General features: G+C 70.8%; 25 protein-coding genes, 2 tRNA genes and 1 other RNA gene. 14 read left to right on the forward strand and 14 right to left on the reverse strand.

Annotated elements, in window-relative coordinates; translation table 11 throughout:
* Nucleotides 1-37 precede the first annotated feature (37 nt).
* On the reverse strand, nt 38-2488 hold the full coding sequence (locus tag RWH45_RS13620) for an ATP-dependent DNA ligase (protein ID WP_315995439.1): 2451 nt from the start codon (nt 2486-2488) through the stop codon (nt 38-40).
* Nucleotides 2489-2673: 185 nt separating this feature from the next.
* Between RWH45_RS13620 and ku the strand changes: the two genes are divergently transcribed.
* On the forward strand, nt 2674-3525 hold the full coding sequence (gene ku, locus RWH45_RS13625; protein WP_315995440.1) for a non-homologous end joining protein Ku: 852 nt from the start codon (nt 2674-2676) through the stop codon (nt 3523-3525).
* 56 nt (nt 3526-3581) lie between these two features.
* On the opposite strand, the gene RWH45_RS13630 is transcribed toward ku, so the two are convergent.
* Nucleotides 3582-4328 carry a DedA family protein gene (locus tag RWH45_RS13630; protein ID WP_315995894.1) on the reverse strand — a complete coding sequence of 249 codons (747 nt, stop codon included), beginning with the start codon at nt 4326-4328 and terminating at the stop codon, nt 3582-3584.
* Nucleotides 4329-4379: 51 nt separating this feature from the next.
* Nucleotides 4380-4461: transfer RNA gene (locus RWH45_RS13635), tRNA-Leu, on the reverse strand.
* 148 nt (nt 4462-4609) lie between these two features.
* On the opposite strand from RWH45_RS13635, the gene RWH45_RS13640 reads away from it, so the two are divergent.
* A complete protein-coding gene (locus tag RWH45_RS13640) occupies nt 4610-5635 on the forward strand; it encodes an NADPH:quinone reductase (RefSeq protein ID WP_315995441.1) in 1026 nt (341 codons plus the stop codon).
* Between the two features lie 61 nt (nt 5636-5696).
* On the opposite strand, the gene RWH45_RS13645 is transcribed toward RWH45_RS13640, so the two are convergent.
* From RWH45_RS13645 to RWH45_RS13655, 3 genes are all read right to left on the reverse strand, one after another.
* Entirely contained in the window at nt 5697-7481 is a 1785-nt protein-coding gene (locus RWH45_RS13645) for a M20/M25/M40 family metallo-hydrolase (RefSeq protein ID WP_315995442.1), read from the reverse strand.
* A 188-nt stretch (nt 7482-7669) separates the two neighbouring features.
* Complete coding sequence (locus tag RWH45_RS13650) at nt 7670-8308, reverse strand: DUF1275 family protein (RefSeq protein ID WP_315995443.1); 639 nt, start codon at nt 8306-8308, stop codon at nt 7670-7672.
* A gap of 117 nt (nt 8309-8425) precedes the next feature.
* On the reverse strand, nt 8426-9658 hold the full coding sequence (locus RWH45_RS13655) for an MFS transporter (RefSeq protein ID WP_315995895.1): 1233 nt from the start codon (nt 9656-9658) through the stop codon (nt 8426-8428).
* 71 nt (nt 9659-9729) lie between these two features.
* Here RWH45_RS13655 and prfB point away from each other — a divergent pair, with 71 nt between their 5' ends.
* The 4 genes from prfB (at nt 9730) to smpB (ending at nt 13459) form a co-directional block, all read left to right on the forward strand.
* Nucleotides 9730-10842, forward strand: a complete 1113-nt coding sequence (prfB, locus tag RWH45_RS13660; protein WP_298872117.1) for a peptide chain release factor 2 — start codon at nt 9730-9732, stop codon at nt 10840-10842.
* A 124-nt stretch (nt 10843-10966) separates the two neighbouring features.
* Nucleotides 10967-11992: a cell division ATP-binding protein FtsE gene (gene ftsE, locus RWH45_RS13665; protein WP_315995444.1), complete on the forward strand. Its 1026-nt coding sequence runs from the start codon at nt 10967-10969 to the stop codon at nt 11990-11992.
* Nucleotides 11989-12906, forward strand: coding sequence for a permease-like cell division protein FtsX (ftsX, locus tag RWH45_RS13670; protein ID WP_315995445.1), 918 nt, complete (start codon nt 11989-11991; stop codon nt 12904-12906). Before ftsE ends, ftsX begins: the two co-directional genes overlap by 4 nt.
* A gap of 76 nt (nt 12907-12982) precedes the next feature.
* A complete protein-coding gene (smpB, locus tag RWH45_RS13675; RefSeq protein ID WP_076676126.1) occupies nt 12983-13459 on the forward strand; it encodes an SsrA-binding protein SmpB in 477 nt (158 codons plus the stop codon).
* A 6-nt stretch (nt 13460-13465) separates the two neighbouring features.
* Here smpB and RWH45_RS13680 read toward each other — a convergent pair whose 3' ends face one another.
* A complete protein-coding gene (locus RWH45_RS13680) occupies nt 13466-14122 on the reverse strand; it encodes an SIMPL domain-containing protein (protein ID WP_315995446.1) in 657 nt (218 codons plus the stop codon).
* A gap of 249 nt (nt 14123-14371) precedes the next feature.
* Between RWH45_RS13680 and ssrA the strand changes: the two genes are divergently transcribed.
* Nucleotides 14372-14741, forward strand: a transfer-messenger RNA (tmRNA) gene (ssrA, locus tag RWH45_RS13685).
* A 166-nt stretch (nt 14742-14907) separates the two neighbouring features.
* Here ssrA and RWH45_RS13690 read toward each other — a convergent pair.
* The gene (locus RWH45_RS13690; RefSeq protein WP_315995447.1) at nt 14908-15447 is read right to left on the reverse strand and encodes a YaeQ family protein; all 540 of its coding nucleotides are present in this window, start codon (nt 15445-15447) and stop codon (nt 14908-14910) included.
* 100 nt (nt 15448-15547) lie between these two features.
* Here RWH45_RS13690 and RWH45_RS13695 point away from each other — a divergent pair, with 100 nt between their 5' ends.
* A complete protein-coding gene (locus RWH45_RS13695; protein ID WP_315995448.1) occupies nt 15548-15844 on the forward strand; it encodes a hypothetical protein in 297 nt (98 codons plus the stop codon).
* 37 nt (nt 15845-15881) lie between these two features.
* Here the strand turns inward: RWH45_RS13695 and RWH45_RS13700 are convergent, their stop codons facing one another.
* Both RWH45_RS13700 and RWH45_RS13705 read right to left on the reverse strand, forming a co-directional pair.
* Nucleotides 15882-16499 carry a hypothetical protein gene (locus RWH45_RS13700; protein ID WP_315995449.1) on the reverse strand — a complete coding sequence of 206 codons (618 nt, stop codon included), beginning with the start codon at nt 16497-16499 and terminating at the stop codon, nt 15882-15884.
* Nucleotides 16496-17323, reverse strand: coding sequence for an inositol monophosphatase family protein (locus RWH45_RS13705; RefSeq protein WP_315995450.1), 828 nt, complete (start codon nt 17321-17323; stop codon nt 16496-16498). The genes RWH45_RS13700 and RWH45_RS13705 overlap by 4 nt, the downstream gene beginning before the upstream one ends.
* A 103-nt stretch (nt 17324-17426) precedes the next feature.
* Here RWH45_RS13705 and RWH45_RS13710 point away from each other — a divergent pair.
* Together RWH45_RS13710 and RWH45_RS13715 are read left to right on the forward strand one after the other, a co-directional pair.
* Nucleotides 17427-17502 (forward strand) — tRNA-Lys (locus RWH45_RS13710).
* Nucleotides 17503-17613: 111 nt separating this feature from the next.
* Complete coding sequence (locus tag RWH45_RS13715) at nt 17614-18198, forward strand: NUDIX hydrolase (RefSeq protein ID WP_315995451.1); 585 nt, start codon at nt 17614-17616, stop codon at nt 18196-18198.
* 14 nt (nt 18199-18212) lie between these two features.
* Here RWH45_RS13715 and RWH45_RS13720 read toward each other — a convergent pair whose 3' ends face one another.
* Nucleotides 18213-18539, reverse strand: coding sequence for a hypothetical protein (locus RWH45_RS13720; protein ID WP_315995452.1), 327 nt, complete (start codon nt 18537-18539; stop codon nt 18213-18215).
* Nucleotides 18540-18752: 213 nt separating this feature from the next.
* Between RWH45_RS13720 and RWH45_RS13725 the strand changes: the two genes are divergently transcribed.
* Nucleotides 18753-19643, forward strand: coding sequence for an alpha/beta fold hydrolase (locus tag RWH45_RS13725; protein ID WP_315995453.1), 891 nt, complete (start codon nt 18753-18755; stop codon nt 19641-19643).
* Nucleotides 19644-19648: 5 nt separating this feature from the next.
* On the opposite strand, the gene RWH45_RS13730 is transcribed toward RWH45_RS13725, so the two are convergent.
* From RWH45_RS13730 to RWH45_RS13740, 3 genes are all read right to left on the reverse strand, one after another.
* A complete protein-coding gene (locus RWH45_RS13730; RefSeq protein WP_315995454.1) occupies nt 19649-20896 on the reverse strand; it encodes an MFS transporter in 1248 nt (415 codons plus the stop codon).
* Nucleotides 20893-21411, reverse strand: coding sequence for a MarR family winged helix-turn-helix transcriptional regulator (locus tag RWH45_RS13735; protein WP_315995455.1), 519 nt, complete (start codon nt 21409-21411; stop codon nt 20893-20895). The genes RWH45_RS13730 and RWH45_RS13735 overlap by 4 nt, the downstream gene beginning before the upstream one ends.
* Before the next feature lie 111 nt (nt 21412-21522).
* A complete protein-coding gene (locus RWH45_RS13740; protein WP_315995896.1) occupies nt 21523-22266 on the reverse strand; it encodes an IclR family transcriptional regulator in 744 nt (247 codons plus the stop codon).
* Between the two features lie 211 nt (nt 22267-22477).
* Between RWH45_RS13740 and RWH45_RS13745 the strand changes: the two genes are divergently transcribed.
* From RWH45_RS13745 to RWH45_RS13755, 3 genes are all read left to right on the forward strand, one after another.
* Entirely contained in the window at nt 22478-23251 is a 774-nt protein-coding gene (locus tag RWH45_RS13745; protein WP_315995456.1) for a CoA transferase subunit A, read from the forward strand.
* A gap of 120 nt (nt 23252-23371) precedes the next feature.
* The gene (locus RWH45_RS13750) at nt 23372-24049 is read left to right on the forward strand and encodes a CoA transferase subunit B (protein WP_315995457.1); all 678 of its coding nucleotides are present in this window, start codon (nt 23372-23374) and stop codon (nt 24047-24049) included.
* Nucleotides 24046-25233 (forward strand): acetyl-CoA C-acetyltransferase, encoded by a 1188-nt coding sequence (locus RWH45_RS13755; RefSeq protein WP_315995458.1) that lies wholly within the window; start codon nt 24046-24048, stop codon nt 25231-25233. The genes RWH45_RS13750 and RWH45_RS13755 overlap by 4 nt, the downstream gene beginning before the upstream one ends.
* Nucleotides 25234-25256: the final 23 nt, after the last annotated feature.

Consider the following 25256-nt stretch of genomic DNA (forward strand, 5'->3'; position numbering starts at 1 on the left):
TCGACGGGCTCACCCACCTCGCGCCGCGGGCCGGGGGCTAGACCTCCCGCACGACCTCCTCGGGGCTCTTGTCCGGCCGCAGGCCGCGCCACCGCGCCTGGCGCAGGATGCCGCCGGGCGTGAATTCCGCGAACTCCACCTCTCCCATGAGCTCCGGCCGCACCCACAGCGCGTCGCGGGCGTCTGCCGCCGGAACCCCGACGAACGGGTCGATCTCCGACCGGAGCGGCTCGAGAAGACCGCGGAGGCGGGCGAGCGTCTGCTCGCTGAACCCCGACCCCACGCGTCCCGCGTACCGCAGCCCGTCCGTCGACGGGACACCCACCAACAGCGAGCCGATCGTGCCCGCGCGGTTCCCCTTGCCCGGACGGATCCCCCCGATCACCACCTCCTGCGTCCGCGAGTGCTTGACCTTGAGCCACTGCTCCGACCGCGCACCTCGGCGGTAGGTCGAGCCCGGGTCCTTGACGACGACCCCTTCGAGGCCGAACCGCTCGCTTGTGGACACGGCGGCATCCACGTCGTCGAAAACGGGCGGCACGACGATCGGCGCACCGGCCGCGGCGGCGAGGTCCTCGAGCACCTCACGACGCTGAGCGAGGGGGAGGGATGCCACATCGCGCACTCCCACCGACAGCACGTCGAAGAGGTAGAGGTGCACGGGCGTCCGGGCCGCTTCCCGCTCGATCTCGCGGGGCTGCGCCAGGTTCATGCGCTTCTGCAGGAGCGGGAAGCTCGGTCGTCCCGTGTCGTCGAGGGCCACGATCTCGCCGTCGAACACGGCGTGCTGGGGGCCGAGGTGCAGATCGACGGCGCTCAGCTCCGGGTAGGCGGCGGTGAGGTCGTTGCCGTTGCGCGAGCGCAGTCGCAAGCGTTCGCCGTCCCAGACCCCCAGACCCCGGATGCCGTCCCACTTCATCTCCACCCACGGGGTGCCACCCCAGCGCGCCGCCGCCGCGCGCGCGATTCCCGGCGTGGCGGAGGTGGCGAGCATGGGTCGAAGGTCCGCGGCGACGGGGGTGTCGCTCGCCGACCGGCCGATCACGGCGTCCGCGGCGACGGGGGAGGGCGCGGGCGCCGCCCGGTCGCGCGCCACGACCGGGGCTCCCTCGTTCTGCGGGTGGCCGTCGGCATCCGTCTTCATGCGGTGCAGCAGCCACTGCGACTTCTCGCCCCGCCCCTCGGTGCGGATCAGCGCGAGACGCACGCGCCCGAGCGGACCACCCTCTCGACCGGTGAGGGTGGCGATCACCTCGTCGTCGCGCCACTTCTCGAGGGCGTAGGTGCCGGTGTCCCACACCGTCATGGTTCCGGCGCCGTACTCTCCGCGCGGGATCTCGCCCGCGAAGTCGAGGTATTGCATCGGGTGGTCCTCGGTCATCACGGCGAGGCTGTTCTTCGCCGTGGTCGGCGGGACGCCTTTCGGCACCGCCCAGCTGACGAGCACGCCGTCGCGTTCGAGCCGGAGGTCCCAGTGCAGCCGCGAGGCGTGGTGCTCCTGGATGACGAAGCGGGGCGCGCCTTCGCCACGGGGAGCGCCGTGAGGATGCTCGGGCACCGGCTCGGGCGTCCGATCGGCGGATCGTTTCGCGATGTACGCGCGGAGGGGTCCATGGACCTCGTCGACCGGGGCCAGGGGGTCCTCGGGCCTGTCGAGCACCTCGGTGAACAGCAGATGCCGCAGCTCGGGATCGTCGAGCTCGGCCCACGTGCGGGGAGCCGCGACGAACGGCTGCGTGCGCCCGCGCAACGAGTACGGAGCGATCGTCGTCTTCGAGCCGTTGTTCTGGCTCCAGTCGATGAACACCTTCCCGGGCCGCGCGGCCTTGGACATCTGGCTGACCACGAGCTCCGGGTGATCCGCCTCGATCGCGCGCGCGAGTTCCTTCGCCACCGCACTCGCCGCGTCGCTCGACTGCCGCCCGTCGAGGCGCGCGTACAGGTGGATGCCCTTGCTCCCGCTCGTGACCGGCAGGGGATCCAGTCCCATGTCGGTCAGGATGGCGCGCGCCCACCGTGCGACCTCGGCGCACTCCGCGAGCCCTGTGCCCGGACCCGGGTCGAGATCGAGCACCAGCCGGTCGGGGTTCTGACGCTCTCCCTCGCTCGAGAAGCGCCATTGCGGCACGTGCAGCTCGAGGCTCGCCACCTGCGCCAGGTAGACGAGGGTGGGGAGGTCGTCGACCAGCGGGTAGTCCTTGGCGCCCGAGGAGTGGTCGATCGGGAAGCGCCGCACCCACGCCGGCGCCCCGGGCTCGAGGGCCTTGGCGAAGAACGGCTCGCCCGGTGCGGACGCCGTGCCGACGCCGTCGGGCCAGCGCTTGCGGGTGAGAGGCCGATCGGCCACGTGGGGCAGCAGCAGCGGGGCGATGCGCGAGTAGTAGTCGATGACCTCGCCCTTGGTGGTCCCGGTCTCGGGGTAGAGCACTTTGTCGAGGTTCGAGAGGCGCAGGCGGCGGCCGTCGATCCGCACCGTCTGCTCCGTCATCGCCCCAGCGTAGGGCGGGGGAGGGTCCGGATGCCGAGGGGGTTGCGCCCCGTCGGCCCTCCCGATGGCGTCGACGGGCTCAGCCACCTCCGCGGGAAGGTCCCTGAGCGTGACGAAGGGACCGGGGCTCTCCCCCCGGCGCAAGGGGCTCGGCATCCGTCCCCCTCCGGGTGTTCACTGGGGTCATGCGATCGATCTGGAAGGGCGCCCTGACGTTCGGCCTCGTCAACGTGCCCGTCAAGGTGTACTCGGCCACCGAAGACCACGACGTCTCGCTGCACCAGGTGCACAACGCCGACGGCGGACGCATCCGGTACCAGCGCATCTGCGAGATCGACGGCGAGGTCGTGCCCTACAGCGACATCGACAAGGCGTACGACGACGGCGAGCAGACGGTCGTCCTCACCAAGGACGATCTGGCGTCGCTGCCGAGCGAGCGCAGCCGCGAGATCGAGGTCGTCGAGTTCGTGCCCAGCGAGCAGGTCGACCTGCTCACCCTCGACAAGGCCTACTACCTCGAGCCCGACTCCTCGTCGCCGAAGGCGTACGTGCTGCTGCGCAAGACGCTCGAGCAGACCGACCGCACGGCGATCGTCCGGTTCTCCCTGCGGCAGAAGACGCGGCTCGCCGCCCTGCGCGTCCGTGGCGATGTGCTGGTGCTGCAGACGCTCCTGTGGGCCGACGAGGTGCGCGAGGCCGCGTTCCCGGCGCTGGAGGAGAGCGTGCGCATCTCGGCGAAGGAGCTCGAGATGTCGGCATCTCTGGTCGACAGCTTCTCGAAGGACTTCGACCCCGAGGAGTTCACCGACGAGTACCAGGAGGAGCTGCGCACCCTCATCGACGCCAAGCTCGAGCAGGGCGACGCCCTCGACACGGATGCCACCTTCGGCAAGGCCGAGGACGACGACGGCGGCGAGGTGATCGACCTCATGGAGGCGCTGCGGGCGAGCGTCGAGCGGTCGCGCGCCGCGCGGGGCGAGAAGGATGCGCCCGCGAAGAAGGCTCCGGCGAAGAAGAAGACGTCGAAGGCGTCGTGACGGGGTCGGGTGCCCGAGGCGTCGGCGGCAGCAGAGCGCCGGCGGCGCCCACGGCATCAGCGCGTCGGCTGGTCTCCGTCTTCGAGGGTCTTCGGGTCGAGGGAGAGTGACTCTGCCTCGGCGGGGGTGACCGCGCCCTCGCGCTTGGCGGCGGCGCGCTCGCGGAAGTAGTGGACGACGACGAAGCCCACCGTGCCGACGACGACCGCGAGGAGGATGACGTCGATGTACTCGGCGACGAACTCGCCCACGCCGGGGATGAGGCTCAGCACGTACCCGAACACCGTCAGGCCGAAGCCCCACAGCACGGCTCCGATGAAGTTGTAGAGGGTGTACTTCCACTTGTTCATGTGGCCGACGCCCGCGGCGATGGGGGCGAAGGTGCGCACGATCGGCACGAAGCGCGCCAGGATGACGGTCAGACCACCGAAGCGCACGAAGAACGCGTTGGTGCGCTCGACGTTCTTGCGGCTGAACAGGCCGGAGTCCTTGCGCTCGAAGATCGCCGGACCGGCCTTGTGGCCGATGACGTAGCCCACCTCACCGCCGAGGAACGCGGCGAGACCGATGAGCAGCCCGGTGACCCACACGTTGACGCCGAAGACGCCGTGCGGGGGGTGCGTGACCGGGTTCGACAGGATGCCGGCCATCACCAGCAGCGTGTCGCCGGGAAGGAGGAAGCCGATGAGCAGGCCCGTCTCGGCGAAGATGATGAGGCAGACGATGGCCAGGGCCCACGGGCCGGCCGAGTCGATGATCGTCGCGGGGTCGAGCCACGGGAGCAGTGAGGCGGTGGTGTGGATCACATCGGTCCCGTTCGGGTCGGAGAGGCGGTGCTGGCGAAACGGTGAACGTGCGGAAGGGGGGACTTGAACCCCCACGCCCGAAGGCACAGGAACCTAAATCCTGCGTGTCTGCCGATTTCACCACTCCCGCGAGTGGGATCAGTCTAAGCGCGCGCACGCGCGCGCTCGATGTGAACGAGCCGTCAAACCCCCGCGATCTCACCCGCGGCCGCCGCGGGGGCGGGGGCCCGCCGACACGCCCACGGGAATGCCCCTGCGCCGAGGCGGTTTGACTCCATATGAAGGCGATCACGTATACCCAGCCCGGTGACTCCTCCGTCCTGTCGCTCGTCGAGCGACCACTGCCCGAGCCGGGCCCCGGCGAGGTGCGCGTGCGCATCACGGTGTCGGGGGTGAACCCCACCGACTGGAAGGCGCGTGAAAGCGCCGGCCGCCCCCTCCCGTTCGACGAGATCACCCCGAACCAGGACGGAGCGGGCATCGTGGATGCCGTCGGCCCCGGCGTCTCGACCCTCTCGGCGGGCCAGCGGGTCTGGGTCTACCTGGCCGCCCACCAGCGTCCGACCGGCACCGCCGCCGAGTACGCGGTCCTCCCGGCCGAGCGGGCGGTGCCCCTGGCCGACGGAGCGTCGTTCGAACTCGGCGCGAGCCTCGGCGTGCCCGCGATGACCGCCCATCGCGCGCTCACCGTGCACGAGGACGGCCCCTCGCGCCTCGCGCCCGGTGCTCTCACCGGCCGTACCGTGCTCGTCCAGGGCGGTGCCGGCGCCGTGGGGCACGCGGCGATCCAGCTCGCCGCCTGGGCCGGCGCGAAGGTCATCGCCACCGTCAGCAACGACGAGAAGGCGAAGCTCGCCCGCGCGGCCGGCGCGCACCACGTGCTGCAGTACCCGAGCGCGTCGCTGGCCGACGGCATCCGTGAGATCGCCCCCGACGGGGTCGAGCACATCGTCGAGGTCGCCATCGCCGACAACGCCGCCCTCGACGTCGAGGTCGTCGCCAACCACGGCACGATCGGCTACTACGCCGACAACGGCGGTGACACCTTCGCCGCCCCCGTCCGCCCCAGCTTCGCGAAGAACGTGCGCTGGCAGGGACTGCTGCTGTACACCGTGGGGGAGCGCGCGCTGGCCGCAGCGGCCGAGGACGTCGCGGCCGCGGTGGCCGACGGTGCCCTCCCGGTGGGCGAGGCGCACGGCCTGCCGCTGACGTGGTTCGACCTGTCCGACACCGCCGCCGCTCATGACGCCGTCGCGGGAGGCGCCACGGGCAAGGTCCTCATCCGGGTGACCGACGCGGAGTGAGCCCCCCTCATCGACGAACCGCCGGGACCCGAACGGGCCCCGGCGGTTCGCGTTCGCCTGCTTACTGCTGAGTGCGACGGCGGGCGATCACGGTGCCGGCTGCGACGATCAGCCCCAGGGCCAGCATGCCGGCGCCGACCGCGGGCAGCGGCGAGCCGTCGACGTCGCTACCGGTGTTCGCCAGGTCGCCGCCGCGCGGGCCGCTTCCGGCCGGGCCCCCGGTGGCGCTGGGCGCGGGGCTCGGTGCCGTGGTCGGCGCCGCGGTGGGCTCAGCCGTCGGGGCGACGGTGGGCTCGGTGGTCGGCTCGGGCGACGGCTCACCCGGCGTGGGCTCGGGGGAGGGCTCCACCGCGGCTTCCCACGCGAGGGCGAACGCGGCGTGACCGATCGCGGGCGCGAAGATGTCGATCGCGTCGCGATTGACGTTCGCCAGCGTGTCGTCGATCGTGTGGTAGGTGCGGTCCATGAACACCCCGGCCGTTCCGCCGAACAGGCGCGCCTGCTCCTCGGTCTTGATGTCGTCGGCACCCGAGAACAGACCGCCCGCGGGGATGCCGTTGTCGATGAAGGCCTGGTAGTCGCTGCGGCCCGAGTACTCGGTGTCGATCCACGGCTGATCGATCGCGTCGAAGTAATCGGTGTAGATCTGCTCGATCTCCGCCGAACCCGCGGGGATCTCGACGGGCGCCTCGTACGTCGACTCGTTCGCGTCGTAGACGCCGACGGTGAAGTTCTCCGACCCGATCATGTCGTAGTTGAGGTAGGACGAGATGCGCTCGAGCTCGGCCGGGTCGTTGGCGATCAGATCGTCTACGTACGCGGTCGAGCCGACCAGGCCGACCTCCTCGGCGCTCCAGAGCGCGAGGCGGATCCGCTTGTCGTTGGGCGTCTCGGATGCCGCGATCCTCTCGGCCAGGGCGAGGATGGCCGCCGAACCCGAGGCGTTGTCGTTGACGCCGGGGCCCTCGGCCACACCGTCGAGGTGCGCGCCGATCACGACGGTGTCGTCGGGGTCGCCCGCGATGCTGTCGGCGATGACGTTGAAGGACTCGGTCACGAGGAACTGCTTCTCGATGACCGCCGTCCCTTCGACTGGAACGTCGGCAGGGGCCGCGGCGACGAGCGCCGCGATGGCGTCACCGCTGGCCTGGGGCAGCGTGGCGGCGGGGGAGTCGTCTTCGTTGCGCGGTCCCGAGGCGACGTTGGTCAGCTGGTCGTCCGGGGAAACGCCCTCCTCGGCGGGACGCTCGTTGTTGTAGACGAACACCGCTCCCGCCCCGGCCGCGGTGGCGTTGTCGATCTTCGCCTCGAAGGTGCAGATGCCGCGCTGGATGAGCACGATCGCGCCCGCCGGGACGGCGGCGAAGTCACCGGGCTCGCAGCCGAGGTGCGCGCCGTCGGCGTCGGAGGGCAAGGACAGCTGCGCGGTGTAGTCGCCCTCGATGCCCTCGCTGAGGTCGAAGTGCGACCCGGTGTAGGTGGTGCCGTCCACCGTGAGCGAGGCCTCGCCGAACTCCGGGGTGGGGACCTCGAACGTCTGACGCGAGACGGTGAAGGCGCCGGTTCCCTCGAGGACCTGCTCGGCGTAGCGGGCGGCGGCCTCGTACCCGGGTCCGTTCCAGACGCGGTAGCCGTCGGCGGCGAATGACTCGCTGATGTCCGACAACTCGGTCAGGTGCGTCATGACGTCGGCGCCCGTGACCCCGAGGTCATCGGGCGGGGTGGCCGGGGCGGCGAACGCGGCCGGGGCGATCAGTAGGCCGCCGCCCACCAGGGCGCCGGTCGCCAGCAACGCCGACGCCCGTCGAGCGCGAGAGGGAGGGGAATGCAGGGTGTTTCGGAGCACGATGAATGCGCCTCTCCGCGGGCATCGATGCCCGCATCATCCAGGGGGAATGACGCGACGCCCAGAGAAGGCGATCGCGAGACGATTCTCATAGGGGATTCGTAAAAAACGCAATGGTGGCCGCATTCTTCACAGGCTTGAAACCTGGGGGTCACACGGCCGAGGACCCCGAGCGACCGGCGGCGCGATCAGCCGCGCCGCGGATTCCGCCCGACGATCGCCGCTGCCACGAGCATCGTCGCAGCGGCCGTCGCGAGCGCCGCGGAACTGCCGAGGTCGTGCGCGAGGGCGCCCAGGACGGCACCCGCGACGAGCGCCGCCCACAGCAGCAGGGGGCGGCGCCACGCGGTGCGGGAACGACCGGTCACGAGGGCGGCGAGACCCAGGCCGAGGCTCACGAGCGTGCCGGTGGAGTAGGTGATGGCGACGCGCGCCCGATCCTCGGCGAGGAACAGCGTGTTGAGGGCTCCCATCGCCGCGGCGAGCAGGCCCGCGCGCCACAGTGTGGACGGACCGGCGGTCGCGAGCACCGCGGCGAGCCCCACCACGAGGGCCGATCCCGCGATGAGCGAGGCCTGCGCGCGCCGCGACCGCGGGCGCACCGCGCCGCCGACCGCGACACCCACGACGAACGCCGCGATGAGCCCCAGCGGCACGAGGGCCAGGGCGAGCGAGCTCGGCACGTCGACCGCGCCCTGCGTGGAGTTGCCGCTCATGAACGACACGAACAGTCCGCCGGTGTCGAGGTACCCGACGGCGTCGACGAAGCCGGCGACCGCCGCCAGTGCGGCCGACAGCGCGAGGGCTCCCCGTCCGACGTTCTGCACCGTGCCTCCTCGCCTCGGTCGAGGGATCGAGGCGCTCCATCGTCGTCCCGGCACGGCGTACCCGGCAAATCCGTCCATCCGCGGCATCCACCGCCGCCGGGGTTCCGGGCCCCGCCGTCAGCGCACGCGGGGCACGTATCGCGGCACCCAGCGGATGAACCCCGCTGCGCCGAGGACCGCGATGACGCCCATGGCCCCCACGCCGATCGACAGCGTCGCCACCGCGGTGAGCGCCGACACGATCAGCGGGGCGACGGCACCGCCGGCATCCGTGAGCGTCCGCCACGAGCCGAGGAATGCCGCGGGCTCGTTCGGCGGTGCGATGTCGGCCCCGAGGGTGAGCAGGATGCCGCTGGACAGACCGTTGCCGACCCCGAGCACCGCGGCGAACATGGCGTACCACATGGCCGCCGAGTCCAGGTCGTGCGTGAACGACAGGGCGAAGAACCCCGCTCCCATCAGGATCATCGCGGGCAGTGCCGCCCACAGGCGTCCGAAGCGGTCCATGACCTGGCCGCTGGCGTAGAACAGGGCGAAGTCGATCGCGCCCGACACCCCGACGACCACCGCGATCGTCCCCGCATCCAGTCCGAGCGACACGCCCCACAGGGGCAGCACGACCTGCCGCGCCGACCGCACCGCCGACAGCGAGGCCGCGGCGAGCCCCAGCCGCGCGAGCACTCCGCGGAACCGCCACATCGTGCGGAACACCCCGGCGCGCTCGACTGTCGGGATCGCTCCCGTCACGGGTTCTCCGGTGTCCTCCGCGTCGCGCGAGTCGCCGTCGACGCGGCGCGCCCCCGCGCCCACCGGCACCGCCTTCTCGGGATCGGGGCCGAAGAACACGAGGAGGACGGTGGCGACCTGGCACACCGCGAAGAAGACCACGGATGCCGTCTCGTCGCCGAAGATCCCCAGCAGTGCCGCCGAGATGAACGGGCCGACGAACATCCCGAGGCGGAACGTCCCGCCGAGCAGCGACAGGGCCCGCGCCCGGAAGTGCAGCGGCACGCGGGTCGTCATGAACGAGTGGCGCGCGAGCGCGAACGACGCGGCGCAGAACCCGATGAGGAAGACGGCCGCGGCGAAGAACGCCAGCGACTGCGCGAACATAATCCCGGTCAGGCCCGCGAGCACGATGATCCCGGCCACGCCCATCGTGAGGCGCTCGCCGAAGCGGGCGACGGCCCATCCCGCCGGGATGTTGCCGCACAGCTGGCCCACGACGAGGGCGGCGGCGACGAGGGCGGCCACGGCGACGTCGGCGCCGAGGCGGTTGGCGATCACGGGGATGAGGGGGATCACCGCGCCCTCGCCGAGCGCGAAGAGCAGGGTGGGGCCGTAGATCATCGGTGCGAAGCGCACCAGCACGTTCCGGGGAGAGTCGGCTGTCACCGTCTCCACGATAGGCTTGATGTCTCATGCTCGAACTCGATTTGACCGCCGACATCCAGGCGCTGCGCTCGACCTTCGCCGATATCCAGGCCGTGGTCGACGTCGACGCACTCAAAGCCGACATCGATCGCCTCAGCGAAGAGGCCGGTGCCCCCGACCTGTGGGACGACGTCGAGAACGCCCAGAAGGTCACCAGCCGTCTGAGCCACCGTCAGGCCGAACTCAAGCGGGTCTCGGAGATCGAGCAGCGTCTCGACGACCTCGAGGTGCTCGTCGAGCTCGCGATCGAGATGGACGACGAGGACTCCGCCGACGAGGCCCGTCGCGAGCTCGCGGCACTGAAAGACGTGATCGGCCAGCTCGAGGTGCAGACGCTCCTCGACGGGGAGTACGACCCGCGCTCCGCGGTCGTCACGATCCGTTCGGGAGCGGGCGGCGACGACGCGACCGACTTCGCCGAGATGCTCCTGCGCATGTACCTGCGCTGGGCCGAGCGCCACAAGTACCCCGTCAAGGTCATGGACACCTCCTACGCCGAGGGCGCCGGCATCAAGTCGGCCACCTTCGAGGTCGACGTCCCCTACGCCTACGGCACGCTGTCGGTCGAGGCCGGCACCCACCGCCTCGCGCGCATCAGCCCGTTCGGCGGCGCCGACAAGCGTCAGACGAGCTTCGCCGCGGTCGAGGTCATCCCCGTGATGGAAGAGGCCGTCGAGGTCGAGGTCCCCGAGGGCGACATCCGCGTCGACGTCTTCCGTTCCTCCGGCCCCGGCGGGCAGTCGGTCAACACCACCGACTCCGCCGTGCGCATCACGCACCTCCCGACCGGCCTCGTCGTGTCGATGCAGAACGAGAAGTCGCAGATCCAGAACCGCGCCGCCGCCATGCGCGTGCTGCAGACGCGCCTGCTCTTGCTCAAGCGCGAAGAAGAGGCCGCCAAGAAGAAGGAGCTCGCCGGCACGATCACCGCGAGCTGGGGCGACCAGATGCGCTCCTACTTCCTCTACGGCCAGCAGCTCGTGAAAGACCTGCGCACCGGCTACGAGGTCGGCAACCCCGCCGTCGTCTTCGACGGCGATCTCGACGGTCTGATCGCCGCCGGAATCCGTTGGCGCAAGCGCAAGGACGACGACGACTGATCATCCCCTTTCGACGAGAGTCCTATGGATGCCGGTACCCCCGGCATCCATAGGACTCTCTCGGTTTGGCGACACGGCGCGTCCTGACGGGCTGTTTCGCGCCCGCGCTTAGGCTCGTCGAGCCATGATCCGGTTCGAGAACGTCACCAAGAGGTATCGCGGCACCGCGAAGCCCGCCCTCAACGCCGTCGACTTCGAGGTGCAGCGCGGGGAGTTCGTCTTCCTCGTCGGAGCCTCGGGTTCGGGCAAGTCGTCGTGCCTGCAGCTCATCCTGAGGGCGGAGACCCCCACCGAGGGGCGCGTCGTCGTGCTCGGCCGCGACCTGCGCACCCTGTCGAACCGCAAGGTCCCCTACTTCCGCCGCCACATCGGGTCGGTGTTCCAGGACTTCCGCCTGCTGCCGAACAAGACCGTGCACCAGAACGTCGCTTTCACGCTGCAGGTCACGGGCGCCTCGCGTGGGTTCATCCAGCAGGCCGTGCCGGAGGTGCTCGCGCTCGTCGGCCTCGACGGCAAGGAGAAGCGCCTGCCGCATGAGCTGTCGGGTGGCGAGCAGCAGCGCGTCGCGATCGCGCGAGCGTTGGTCAACCGCCCGCAGGTGCTCCTCGCCGACGAGCCGACCGGAAACCTCGACCCCGGCACCTCGATCGACATCATGCGCCTTCTCGCGCGCATCAACGCCGGCGGGACGACCGTCGTGATGGCCACGCACGAGGCCGGTTTCGTCGACCAGATGCAGCGCCGCGTGATCGAACTGCGCGGCGGCGAGATGGTGCGCGACGAACGCCACGGCGGCTACGGCGACACCTCCAGCCTCCCGCGACTCGCGCCCGAGGTCGAGAAGGGCGCCGCCGCGGTGGCCGCCCTCACCGCGGTGCTCGAGGTCCAGCGCGAGGTGACGAGCGTGACCGGCCCCGTGGAGCCGCTGCCGTCGGCGGCCGTCACCCGCCCCGCGGCCGCATCCGACCCGGATGCCACGACCCCCGCCCCCGCGGTGACCACGCCGGCCGCCGAGCAGACGCGCGAGCCGGGCACCAACACGCGCTCCATCCCCGTCACGACCCCCGACATCGAGGCCCTCGGCGTCGCCGACCGCCTCGGTCTGGGCGCGAAGACGGATCGCAACGACGAAGTGGGACCCACGTCATGAGGTTCGGGCTCATCCTCTCGGAGGCCTTCACGGGCCTGCGACGCAACGCCTCGATGGTGATCTCGGTCATCCTCGTGACTTTCGTGTCGCTCACCTTCGTCGGCGCGGCGATGCTCATGCAGATGCAGATCGGCAAGATGCAGTCGTACTGGGCCGACCGCGCCCAGGTGGCGGTGTCGATGTGCGCGACCGTGTCGGACGTCGACACCTGCACCACCGGTCAGGCCGCTACGCAGGAGCAGATCGACGCGGTGACGGCGAAGCTCGACGGCGACGCCCTCGCCCCGCTCATCCGCGACTACACCTACGCCACCAGCGAGCAGGTGTTCGAGAACGCCAAGGGCCTGCTGCCCGACGACATCATCGGCGTCGTCACCGCGGATCAGTTCAATGCGACCTTCAGCATCAACCTCGTCGACCAGAACCAGTCCGACGTCATCATCGAGGCCTTCAGCGGCCAGGCGGGCGTCGAAGAGGTCACGAACCAGATGCAGTACCTCGAGCCCCTGTTCCAGGCGCTCACGGTCGCGACCTACGTCGCGGTCGGCATCGCCGGGCTCATGCTGATCGCGGCGGTGCTGCTGATCGCCACCACGATCCGCCTCTCGGCCTTCGCGCGACGCCGCGAGCTCGGGATCATGCGTCTTGTCGGTGCCTCGAACCGCTTCATCCAGACGCCGTTCATCGTCGAGGGCGTGCTGGCGGCGCTGATCGGCTCGGCGCTGGCGAGCGTGGCGGTGTGGGCGATCGTGGGCGTGGGTGTCAACCAGTACCTGCGCGACCGCATCGGCTTCATCACGTCGTGGGTGGGCATCGGCGACGTCGCGTTCGTCATCCCGGTCATCGTCGTGATCGGCGTGATCCTCGCCGCCCTCAGCGCGAGCTTCGCGATCCGTCGCTGGTTGCGCGCCTGACCGTTCGCGACGGCGGGCTCCGGCGTCCTGTAGGCTGAGGGGCTCTGTGTGCCCATGATCATGAGGAGGTGGCACCATGCCTCGTGAGCAGGGTGAGAAGCTCATCGCGTCGAACAAGAAGGCGCGTCACGACTACGCCATCGAGAAGACCTACGAGGCCGGTCTCGTCCTGACCGGCACCGAGGTGAAGTCGCTGCGCCAGGGGCGGGCGAACCTCACCGACGGCTACGCGTACATCGACGGCGGTCAGGCGTTCCTCGATGCCGTGCACATCCCCGAGTACTCGCAGGGACACTGGACGAACCACTCCGCCAAGCGCACGCGCAAGCTGCTGCTGCACAAGGAGGAGATCGTCAAGCTCTCGCACGCGGTCGCCGCGGGCGGCTACACCCTCGTCCCGCTGCGCCTGTACTTCCTCGACGGGCGCGCGAAGGTCGAGATCGCGGTCGCGAAGGGCAAGCGCGAGTTCGAGAAGCGTCAGACCATCCGCGAGCGCGAGGACAAGCGCGAGGCCGAGCGTGCGATGCGCACCAAGAACCGCCTGGGCGAGTAGGACCCGTCACTCGGCGCGGAAGCGCCCCTCGACGACCGAGGTCACGACGATCTCCGGCGGCTGCAGGCTGAACGACGACCCTCCGGCCGACGCAGCCGCCATCATGCGGGCGCCCATCGGCGCGGGGGAATCGGGGCGGGTCGCGAGCAGCCCGGCATCCGCCACCTCGACGGCGGAGACGGATGCCAGCCCCAGGGCGTCGGCGTAGGCGGTCGCGCGCTCCACGGCCACGTGCACGGCCTCGGCGGCGACCTCGCGCTCGGTGCGTGCGCGCGTGTCGGGGGAGAGGCGCCAGTCGACGGCGGTGACCTGCACGTCGTCGGACTCGGTGACGTCGCCGAGCCACCACGACAAGGCGCCGGCGTCGATGAACGTGGCCGAGAGCTCGACGCTCGCGTGGTGGACGAGGGGGAGTTGCGCCCCCTCGGCGTTCCACGGCCGGTCCGACCAGACCGAGACACGGGCGCTCGACCATTCCGAGACCTCGCCCGAACGCAGGTGGGCGACGAGGCCGTCCTGCACCGACGATGCGCGCTCCTGCGCCTGCTCCACGACGGGGCCGCGAGACGGCCCGTTGACCGAGACCGTGACACGGACCGCCGCTTCTTCGGCGCGGACGCGGGCGTTGCTCTCGCCTCGGACGGTGATGACGACGTCGCTCATGCGGTGAGCATACGCGACGGCGTCGACGGGGCGACGGGCGTGCGACGGTCCGATGCGCGAGTCGTCGACGCGGGGAATTCGCGGGCCGACGCGACGGGGCGACGGGCGCGGGGCGGTCCGATGCGAGAGTCGTCGACACCGGGAATTCGCGAGCCCCCGATGCGTTGTAGACTGTGATGCTCGGGTGCTTTCCGCTCCCGGCATGGCAACTCAACAGCGTGACAACGGCCGCTCCTTCACGGAGTTCCCGGGGCTGATCGGTTTCGACAGCGCCTGCGAACCCGCGAGAAGCGGGCCGAGGATGTGGGGTTATCTCGTAAACGCTCCCTGCAAAACAATAAGTGCCAATGCTAAGCGCACTGACTTCGCCCTCGCTGCGTAAGCGAGCCCGATAGTCCGTCAGACCGTGTGTGACCCCGCCACGGATCCTGGCGTCATTTAGGGGTCTTGCTGCGTGACGGCGTCTGGACGTCACGCGGGACTTTTCCCAGGCTGGGCTCGTCGACTTAGGTGTCTGTGACAAAGGTCGGAGCCGAGCAGAACGTCTGCACAGACTGCGCCCGGAGAAAACGCGGAGACCCAGCGTTGGACGGGGGTTCGATTCCCCCCAGCTCCACGAGCCGTTGTCACGATGAGTCGTCAGAAAGCCCTCGCTCCCGCCCGTTTCGGTGGGGCGGGGGCTTTCTCGTACGCCGATGAGCGCCGCGCGGGCCTCTGTGCGGCGTGAGCGTCACCGGTGGGCGCGACGTACCCGGCCGTGTGCTCGGCCCGCCTGCCGGCGCCGCTCAGCTCGCGCTGCGCGTGTGGATGTCGCTCTCGCCCGAGGCGCCGTTCAGCTCGAGGTAGATGCGTCCCTCGGTGCGCGTCAGGGTGGCCGTGTTCCGTCGCTCGATCGACTCCGCGAGACGCTCGACGAACCCGGGGTCGAAACTGTGCAGCAGCACCTCGTCACCGCGGTGGATGCGCTTGCCCGCCCACGCGGCGGCGACCTTCTCGGGGTCGCGGTGGGTATAGACCGCGACGCGTTCGGCCTTCATGCTCCCGGTGTGCAGGCGGGCGGCATCCGGGGCTCCCACCTCCACCCAGGCGACGAGCGCGCCGGTGAGGTCGCGCACCAGGACGGCGGGTTCGTCGGTCGCGGCGACTCCCTCGCTGAAGGCGATGCCCTCTTCGAACTCGAGGCAGTAGGCGAGCACGCGGGTGAGCATGTAGGGCGCGGTCTCGGACGGATGCCGCGCGACGCGCAGCTGCAGCTCGTCGTAGACGCCGCGGTCGACATCGGAGAGCTGCACGGTGAACGTGTGAATGGTCGCGCCGATAGCCACGAGGGTCGAGCCTACGTGAGGAGCGGGGATCCTCGTGCCTCCGGACTCCGACCGCGGAGGGACGTTGCCCGGATGACTCCGTGCCGCCTAGCGTCGAAGGATGCCAGATCCCCGCGCCCTCCGCATCGACGTCGGTCCGTTCCACCTCGCCCCGACGCCCGACGCGTCCACGTGGACCGCCGAGCAGGAGCGCGGCGGACGCGGCGCGGCATCCGGGATCGACGCCGACGGGAATGACGCGGGACGGATCACGGCCGGGTGGACCGACTGGGTCGCGTTCGCGCAGCGGGTGCTGCAGGCCGATGCCCTGTGGCGCGATGTCGAGGCGCGGGGCGACGCGTGGGACGAGGGGTTCTCGGCGGCTCGCGACGTGGAGGCGCGCAACCCGTACCGGTGACGGGCGACGCCGAGCCGGCGACCGTCGGCGCCGTCGGCTACCGGGGGCTCTGGACGAGGATCAGGCTCTGTCGGGTGTCGGCGAGCTTCACGAAGCCGTCGCCGAAGAAGTAGGTCAGGCCGTAGCCGTCGGCACCGCGTCCGTTCAGCCAGTCGGGGTTCTCGGTCACGTAGACGCCGTCGGCATCTTTCTCGACCTTCCATCCCGCGGCGACGAGGTCTTTCTGCGCCGTCTTCGCGGTGGCGTCGTCGATGGGTGCCCAGCCGAAGATCTGCACACGGTCGGAGGCGATCTTCGTGTCGCCCCACTTGCACTGGATGCCGTCGTCGAGAGCCGTGGCGCCCATGCGGAACTGGTCCTCCTGCGACGTCCAGCCGAGGCTCTTGAAGTCGTCGGCGGTGGCTTGGGGGATGATGTTCTCGCACGTGGGGTCTGCGGGCGGGGTCGCCGAACCGGATGGCGATGCGGCCGGCGCCGGCGTCTCGACACCGGCGGCGGGCGCGGCCGAGGAGGGTGCCTCTGCGGCCGGCGCGGGCTCGGGTGCGGGGGCCGCGCACCCCGCGAGGACGAGGGCCGCGAAGGCGCCGCCTGCGACGAGAGCGGACACACGAGCACGGGCGGAGCGCCGCCGCGAGACGGTGGTCGCGCGCATCATCGTGAACCCTCGCCTTCGTGCAGCAGGGTGAGGAAAGCGTCGTGCAGCACGCCGTTAGTCGCGAGCGACGATTCGGCGTCGAGTCGGTCGGCTCCGTCGAACGCGGTGAAGCGTCCGCCGGCTTCGCGCACGATGGGGGCGATCGCGGCGATGTCGTACTCCTTCACGCCGAACTCGGCGACGAGCTCGAGCCGCCCCTCAGCGAGCCACATGTACGGCAAGGCGTCGCCGTAGGCGCGGTCGCGCCACACGGCACGGGCGAGGCGCTCGAGCGTCGGCACGAGGTCGACGTCATCCCACTGCTCGATGCTCTGGAAGCTGATGCTCGAGGCCGCGACGTCGTCGATACCGGAGACGTGGATGCGGCGGGTCTCCCCGGTGGCGGTGGTCGTCCACGCGCCCTGGCCGGTCGCCGCCCACCAGCGGCGCCCGATCGCGGGCTGGCTGACGACGCCGACGGTCGGGACGCCGTCGACGGTGAGGGCGATGAGCGTGGCCCACACGGGGATGCCGCGCATGTAGTTGTGGGTGCCGTCGATCGGATCGATCACCCAGCGCCGCGAGGTGTCGCCGGAGCTGCCGTACTCCTCGCCCAGGATCGCGTCGGCGGGGCGCTCGGCATCCAGGATCTCCCGGATGGCGCGCTCGGTGGCGAGGTCGGCCTCGGTGACGTGCGTGCGGTCGGGCTTGGTGTCGATGCGCAGGTCGGCGGCGTCGAAACGCTGCATCGCGACCGCGTCGGCGGCGTCGGCCAGGCGGAGGGCGAGTGCGAGATCGTCGGTCAGGTCCGCGAGGGTCGCGGCGGGCTCTTCGATGCGGGACACGGCTCCAGGATAACCGGCGCTCCTGGCTCGATTTGGTGTGGTCGCGTCACCCCTGGTAATGTCATTCCTCGGCGCGGAGAGCGAATCTCCCGCCGAACGGAACGCACCTCTAGCTCAATCGGCAGAGCAACTGACTCTTAATCAGTGGGTTCTGGGTTCAAGTCCCAGGGGGTGCACCACCACCGGAATCCCCTTCGCAGCCTCGCGGTTGCGGAGGGGATTTCGGCGTCTGCGGGGGAGGTCAGGTCAGGTTCGGTCGCAATCCCGTTGCGCGAGGGAATGCTCTCGGCATGATGGGATCCTGGCCGCTGAGCAGCGGCGCGAAGGCGGGAGGACACATGGCCGACGACGAGATGTGGGACGTGACCGACATTCAGGGCACGCCCACGGGCACCCTCCACCGACGCGGTGACGGCCCGGTGCCGGCCGGGTCATTCCATATCGTGGCATCTGTCTGCCTCGTGTCATCGTCCGGCCGCGTGCTGATGAGCCGCCGCGCCGAGGGGAAGGACTACCCCCTCGCGTGGGAGTTCCCGGCCGGGAGCGCGCTGCGCGGCGAGACGAGCCGCACCGGTGCGGTGCGCGAGCTCGCCGAGGAGACCGGGATGAGGGTCACCGGCGACGACCTCGTGCTGGTCGGGCGGGTGATCGAGGAGCGGGCGCTCTTCGACCTGTGGGTCGCGCGCGTCGACGGCGAGCCCGTGCCCGTGCCGGATCCGGAAGAAGTGGTCGAGTCGGAGTGGGTCAGCCTCGACGTGGTGCGCCGTCGGTGGGAGGAGGGCCTGTTCGCGACGCCGTGGAACGCGCGGTTCGACCAGCTGTGGGACACGCTCCAGGAGCGCGTGGCGGATATGGGGGCGGAGATCGCTCCCTGATCCGAATGCAGCGGCTACGCCGGGGGGAGAGCTGCGATCAATCGCGAGCCGGATATCGACACGGCGACGATGGCCGCGGTCCCGGCCAGCGGCAGTACCGCGAGCGGGACGGCGGCGCCGGGGCCGAAGGCGACCAGCATCACCAGGAACGTCACCCACGCCACCACCCCGATCGCCACCCACGCCCACATCATCCGCGTAGTGCGTTGTCTGAGCGCGGTCGCCGTCATCGGACGATCGTGATGGATGACGTCGTCCGTCCACCGGGTGCCGTCCCACGATCGCTGGGTGCGGGGCGCGACGACGTACCACCCCGGTTCGACGGGGGACGGGGTACTCATGCGGCGAACGCCGGCTTCGGCCACGCGGGCAGCGCGCTCGAGGTGAAGACCTCAGAAGTCGACTTCACGTTGTGCCCCCATGTGTCGACCCTATGCAAACTGCTCGCCGGTCGCGAGGTCGTCACCGGCCCGTCCGCGGTCGGCAGTTGCGGGCATCGCATGCATTGCCGGTGCCTCGGTCCCGGTGTCGGGCCCCCGTGCCACGATGTCGCCATGCCGAACGAGAGCGCCTCGCCAGCCACGTACGTCACCCATGACCTCGCGGTCGCGGAGGGAGACCTGCGCGTCGGTGAGTGGCATCCGGATGCCGAGGGCACCCCGTGGCTGCTCGTGCACGGGGTCACCGCGTCGCACGTGGCGTGGGCGTGGGTCGCGGCACAGAGTCCGGCGCGGCTGATCGCCCCCGATCTGCGCGGGCGCGGGCGCAGCACGGCGTCGGCGCGGCGAATCGGGCTGGCGCAGCACGCCGATGACCTGGCAGAGGTGCTCGACGGCCTCGAGGTCGAGCGGGCGATCGTGGTCGGGCACTCGATGGGCGCGTTCATCTCGTTGGTGTTCGGCGAACGGCACCCCGACCGGGTCGAGCGGATCGTCCTCGTCGACGGCGGGCTGCCCCTGACCCTGCCGCGTGGGATGGAACCGCGCGAGGCGGTGCGCCACGTGCTCGGACCGACCGCGGCGCGGCTCGACATGCGCTTCCCGAGCGAGGGCGCGTACCGTGATTTCTGGCGGGCGCACCCCGCGTTCACAGGGCGCGAAGACCCGCTGCTCGACGCCTACTTCGCCTACGACCTGGTCGGTGAATCACCCGCGCTGCGGCCGGCGACGACGTTCGCCACGGTCGAAGCCGACTCCATCGACCAGAACGCCGGCGAGGCCATCGCGGGAGCGCTCGAACGCCTGCGCCGCCCGACGCGGCTGATCGCGGCTGAGCGGGGATTGCTCGGCGAGGTTCCGCCGCTGTACCCCGACCTCGACGGCATCCGCAGCCGATTCCCCCGGCTTGCGGCGACGCGCCGGGTGCCGGCCGTCGATCACTATTCGATCGTCATGTCGGCACCCGGCGCGCGGGCTGTGGTGCAGGAGGTCCTTGCGGGGGAGTGACGGTGTTACGCAGCGTCTCCGACCAGCACGGCGGCGCCTTCATCGGCGGCGTCGGGGTGCGAGCCGTCGACGTGGGCCAGCAGGCGACGGCCGAACAGGATGCACGCAGCGGCGATGAACACCGAGGCGGCGGCCATGAAGTACGGCACATCGGCGCCGTAGGCGTGCCAGAGCCACGCCGCGAGCGGCGGAGCGACGGCCCCGCCGAGGAAGCGGACGGCGGAGTACGCCGACGAGGCGACCGAGCGCGGCAGGTCGGTGGCCTCCATCACGGCCTCGGTCAGCGCGGTGTTGACCACGCCCAGCACGAGGCCACCCACGATGATGCACACGACGAGGGCGGTCGACGACGCCACGGTGAAGGCCGCGACCACCAGGTCGATTGCCAGCAGGGGCAGCGCGATCAGCAGCACGCTTGTCAGGCGCAGCCTGCGCAGCAGCAGCGGAGCGACCCAGACACTCGTGATCGCGAGGCCCACGCCCCAGCCGAAGAAGGTGAGGCCGATACCCATGGCACCGAATCCGAGGGGGAACGGCGAGAACGCCAGGAGGGTGAAGAAGCCGATGTTGTAGAACAGGGCGGTCGCCGCGAGGATCGCGAGCGCCGGGCGGCCCAGCGCGCGGAACGGGGCGCTGAAGGGAAGGGGCGTACGCGCGGGCTTCGGTCCGCGAAGAAGGACCGCCACCGCGATGAACGCGATCGCCATCAGGGCGACGACGCCGAAGAACGGTCCGCGCCAGCTGACCTCGCCGAGGACGCCGCCCAGCAGCGGACCGACGGCGATGCCGAGGCCGAGTGCCGCCTCGTACAGGATGATCGCCGACGATGTGCCGCCCGATGCGGCCCCGACGATCGTCGCGAGAGCGGTGGAGATGAAGAGCGCGTTGCCCAGACCCCACCCGGCGCGGAAGCCGATGACGGCGTCGACGCTGCCGCTCAGGGCGCAGAACAGTGCGAACACCACGATCAGCCCGAGACCCACCAGCAGGGTGGCCTTGGCGCCGATGCGGCTGGAGATCCAGCTGGTGACGAGCATCGCGAGACCGGTCACCACGAGGTAGCTCGTGAAGAGCAGCTCGGTCTGCACCGGGCTCGCCTTCAACGACTCGGCGATCGCGGGAAGAATCGGATCGACGAGCCCGATACCCATGAACGCCACGACCGACGCGAAGGCGACTGCCCAGACTTGTGCGGGCTGTTTCCAGACGCTCGGGGCCTTATCGACCGGGTCGGCTGCGGTACCGGCGCTCACCGGACCACCTCTCTTTCTTCTTCGGAGCGACGTGCGGCACCGCGCGAGGCGCGTACCTGGTCGCTCGGTTTCTCGGTGTGTTCGTTCGACCCGACGGGCGCCATCCCGACCTGGCGCGAGAGAGCCGAGGCCGCCGTGCTGACGGCCTCCCACTCCGCGGGGGACAAGTCGGCCACGTGCGGCGCGAGGGCAGCGCGGAAGAGCTCGTACCAGCGCTCGAGGGCGTCGAGGCCGTCCTCGGTGGCCGCCACCACGCTCACGCGGGAGTCGTCGGGGTGACTGCGACGCGACACGAGTCCAGCGGCATCCATCTGCCGGATCAGCCGGGTCATACCGGGCTGCGTGACGCGGCTGAGCGTCGCAAGGTCGCCGAGGCGCTGCGGGCCGTGGTCGCGCAGCAGCGTCAGCGTGCGCCACTGCGCCGCGGGAGCGTCGGAGTTCGTGTCGAGGGCGGCTACACGCGTGAGCGCATGCACGGCGAGCAGCAGGCGCTGGAGGTCGTCGTCACGGGTCATAGATGAAAGTATACCCCAGTTATATACCGTAGGTATCTATTGCGGGCTCCGCGCGCGCGGCCGGCGCCACACGTCGTGACAGGGCGCCGAGCGCCGGCGGCGCGCGCCCTGTCATCGCGCGGCGATCCGCGTCGACAACTGGTGCGCGTGCGCCAGCAGGATCCGCCCGAGTTCGGCGAGTCGCTCGCCGCCGAACCGGAACTCGACTCCCGTCAGGCTCAGCGCCCATTGCGGGTCGCCGGCCCGCGTGAAGACCGCGGCGCCCACACCCCAGCTGCCCTCGACGATCAAGCCGGGGTTGACCGCGTAGCCCCGCGCCTGTGTGTCGGCGACGCGCGCGCGTAGCCGCGCGGGGGAGTGTGAGGCTCCCCAGCGTTCGACGAGCTCCGGATGCCGTTCGAGGTAGGCGTCCACGTCCTGGGGCGGCAGGAACGCGAGGATCGCGAGCCCTGCCGACGCGACGCCCAGGGGGAAGCGCACCCCCTCCGACAGCACGAACGAGCGGATGGGGAAGCTCCCGTCCTCGCGGACGAGGCAGACGGTCTCGTCGCCGCGCCGCACCGAGAGGAACGCGCTCTCCTCGGTGCGGACCGCCAGCGAGCGCACGATGTCGCGCGCGGTCGCCGTGATGTCGAAGCGGGATGCCGCGACGCTGCCCATCAGGTACAGCTCGGGTCCCGGGAGCCAGTGCCCGGTCGCGTCGTCGCGGTCGACGAGACCTTCGGCTCGCAGGGCACTCAGCAGTCGGTGAGTCGTCGGACGTGTCAGATCGGCGTCGCGCGCGAGGTCGGCCACCGCGGCACCCGCCTCGCCGGCGGCTGTGACCAGACGCAGGAGGTGCGCTGCGCGGGCGATGGCCTGGGCTCCGGGGACGGTGGCCGGGGTCTCTCGCGCCGCGGCACGATGTGGTCGCGGCCCCCTCGGAGTGACTTCCCCGGGTGATTCGGGCGATCTGGTGTCCACGATGTGGACGCTACGCCCGGCAGCATCCACATGGCAAGAACGGGCTGGCCGCGGCGCCGGCCCGCGCCGCAGGGTGGAGGGACGCCGCTACGAAGGAGTTCGCGTGATCGACAAGACCGTCGCCTCAGCTGCCGAGGCCGTCGCCGACATCCCCGACGGAGCATCTCTCGCTGTCGGCGGCTTCGGCCTCTCGGGCAATCCCATCGCCCTGATCGAGGCTCTGCTCGCCCAGGGAACCCGCGACCTGTCGGTCGTGTCGAACAACTGCGGCGTCGACGACTGGGGGCTCGGCATCTTGCTGGGCGCCGGTCGCATCCGCAAGATGACCTCGTCGTACGTCGGCGAGAACAAGGAGTTCGAGCGGCAGTTCCTCTCGGGCGAGCTCGAACTCGAGCTCACTCCGCAGGGCACGCTTGCCGAGAAGCTGCGGGCCGGCGGCTCGGGCATCGCGGCCTTCTACACGCAGACCGGAGTGGGTACCCAGGTCGCCGAGGGCGGCCTGCCCCGCCGCTACGACGCGGCCGGCGGTATCGCTGTGGCCTCCCCGGTCAAGGACGTGCGCACCTTCGACGTGAACGGCGAGCAGCGCGAGTTCGTGCTCGAAGAGGCGATCACCACCGATTTCTCGCTCGTGCACGCCTACCAGGGCGACCGCCACGGCAACCTCGTCTTCCGCAAGGCCGCGCGGGCCTTCAACCCCCTCGCCGCCATGGCCGGCCGTACCTGCATCGTGCAGGTCGAGCACCTCGTCGAACCCGGCGAGCTCGATCCGGATGCGGTGCATCTGCCCGGCGTCTACGTGCATCGGATCGTCGAGGTCGGGCCCGACATCCCCAAGCGCATCGAGAAGCGCACCGTCCGGGAGGGGAACCGGTGATCATGCCGAAATGCTGCCCCCGGTCCCTTCGACAGGCTCAGGGACCTGGACAGGCTAAGAGACCTCGCGGTCAGGGGCCCCGCTGCGCACCGATGTCGACCGTCACCGAGGAGAACTGACATGCCCCTGTCCCGCATCGAGATGGCGGCCCGCGCCGCCCGGGAGCTCGCCGACGGCGCGTACGTCAACCTCGGCATCGGGCTTCCCACGCTCGTCCCCAACCACGTGCCCGACGGGGTGACGGTCGTGCTGCAGTCCGAGAACGGCATCCTCGGCGTCGGTCCGTACCCGACCGAGGACGCGGTGGACCCCGACCTCATCAACGCCGGCAAGGAGACGGTCACGACGTTGCCGGGAGCCGCGTTCTTCGATTCCGCCCTGAGCTTCGGCATGATCCGCGGGGGCAAGATTGACGCCGCGATCCTCGGGGCGATGCAGGTGTCGGCATCCGGAGACCTGGCGAACTGGATGATCCCCGGGAAGATGGTCAAGGGTCCCGGCGGCGCGATGGACCTCGTTCACGGCGCCGCGCGCGTGATCGTGCTGATGGAGCACGTCGCGAAGGACGGCTCGCCCAAGATCGTCGACTCCTGCTCGCTCCCGCTGACCGGTCGCGGCGTGGTCGACCGGATCATCACCGACCTCGCCGTCATCGACGTGACGGAGGATGGACTCGTGCTCGTCGAGCTCGCCCCCGGGGTGAGCGTCGACGAGGTGCGGGATGCCACCCAGCCCCCGCTGACCGTGGGACTCACCGAGAAGCGCACAGAGAAGCTCACAGAGGAGCAGAACGCATGACCACCGACAACGACGTCGTCATCGTCGCCGCCGCGCGCACCCCGCAGGGTCGTCTGAAGGGGCAGCTCGCGCCGCTCACGGCTGTCCAGCTCGGCGCCGCGGCGATCCGCGGGGCGCTCGAGCGCGGCGGCATCCCCGCCGACGCCGTCGACGCGGTGCTCGTCGGGCAGGTGCTGCAGGCCGGGGCGGGGCAGAACGCGGCGCGTCAGGCCGCGATCGCAGCGGGCATCGGCTGGGATGTGCACAGCGCCACGATCAACAAGGTGTGCCTCTCGGGGCTCACCGCGGTCATCGACGCCGCGCGCATGCTCCGCCTCGGAGACGCGAGCGTCGTGGTCGCCGCCGGCATGGAATCCATGACCCGCGCCCCGCACCTGCTCATGAACTCGCGCGAGGGGTACTCCTACGGCTCCGTCGAGGTCCTCGACCACATGGCTCACGACGGGCTGACCGACGCGTACGACAGCGAGAGCATGGGCGCGTCCACCGAGCGCGCGAACGCCCGCTACGAGGTCACGCGCGAGGCGCAGGACGCCGTCTCGGCGCGGTCGCACCAGCGAGCCGCCGCAGCCCAGGCCGACGGGATGTTCGAGGCCGAGATCGTGCCCGTCTCGATCCCGCAGCGCAAGGGAGACCCGGTCGTCGTCGCGGCTGACGAGGGGATCCGCCCCGACACCACGGTCGAGACGCTCGCGAAGCTGCGCCCGGCGTTCGCCGAGGGGGGATCGATCACCGCCGGCAACGCCTCGCAGATCTCCGACGGCGCCTCGGCGGTCGTCGTCACCACGCGCGCTGTCGCCGCCGAACACGGCTGGGACGTGCTCGCGGTCGTCGGCGCCGCGGGGCAGGTCGCCGGCCCCGACAACTCCCTCCACGCCCAGCCCGCGCGGGCGATCGAGAAGGCGCTGCAGAAGCAGGGACTCTCGGCCTCCGATCTCGACCTCGTCGAGATCAACGAGGCGTTCGGCGCGGTCGTGGCGCGGTCGCAGGCCGAACTCGGGCTCTCCGACGACGTCGTCAACCCCCACGGCGGGGGCATCGCGATCGGTCACCCGATCGGCGCCTCGGGCAACCGCCTCGTCGTTCACGCCGTCCACGAGCTCGTCCGCCGCGGGGGCGGCACGGCGGCGGTCGCCCTCTGCGGCGGCGGCGGCCAGGGCGACGCGCTGATCCTCACCCGCTGACCCGCAGATGGGAAGACGGATGC

The sequence above is a fragment of the Microbacterium galbum genome (genome assembly GCF_032464915.1).
GTDB classification, from domain to species: Bacteria; Actinomycetota; Actinomycetes; order Actinomycetales; family Microbacteriaceae; genus Microbacterium; species Microbacterium galbum.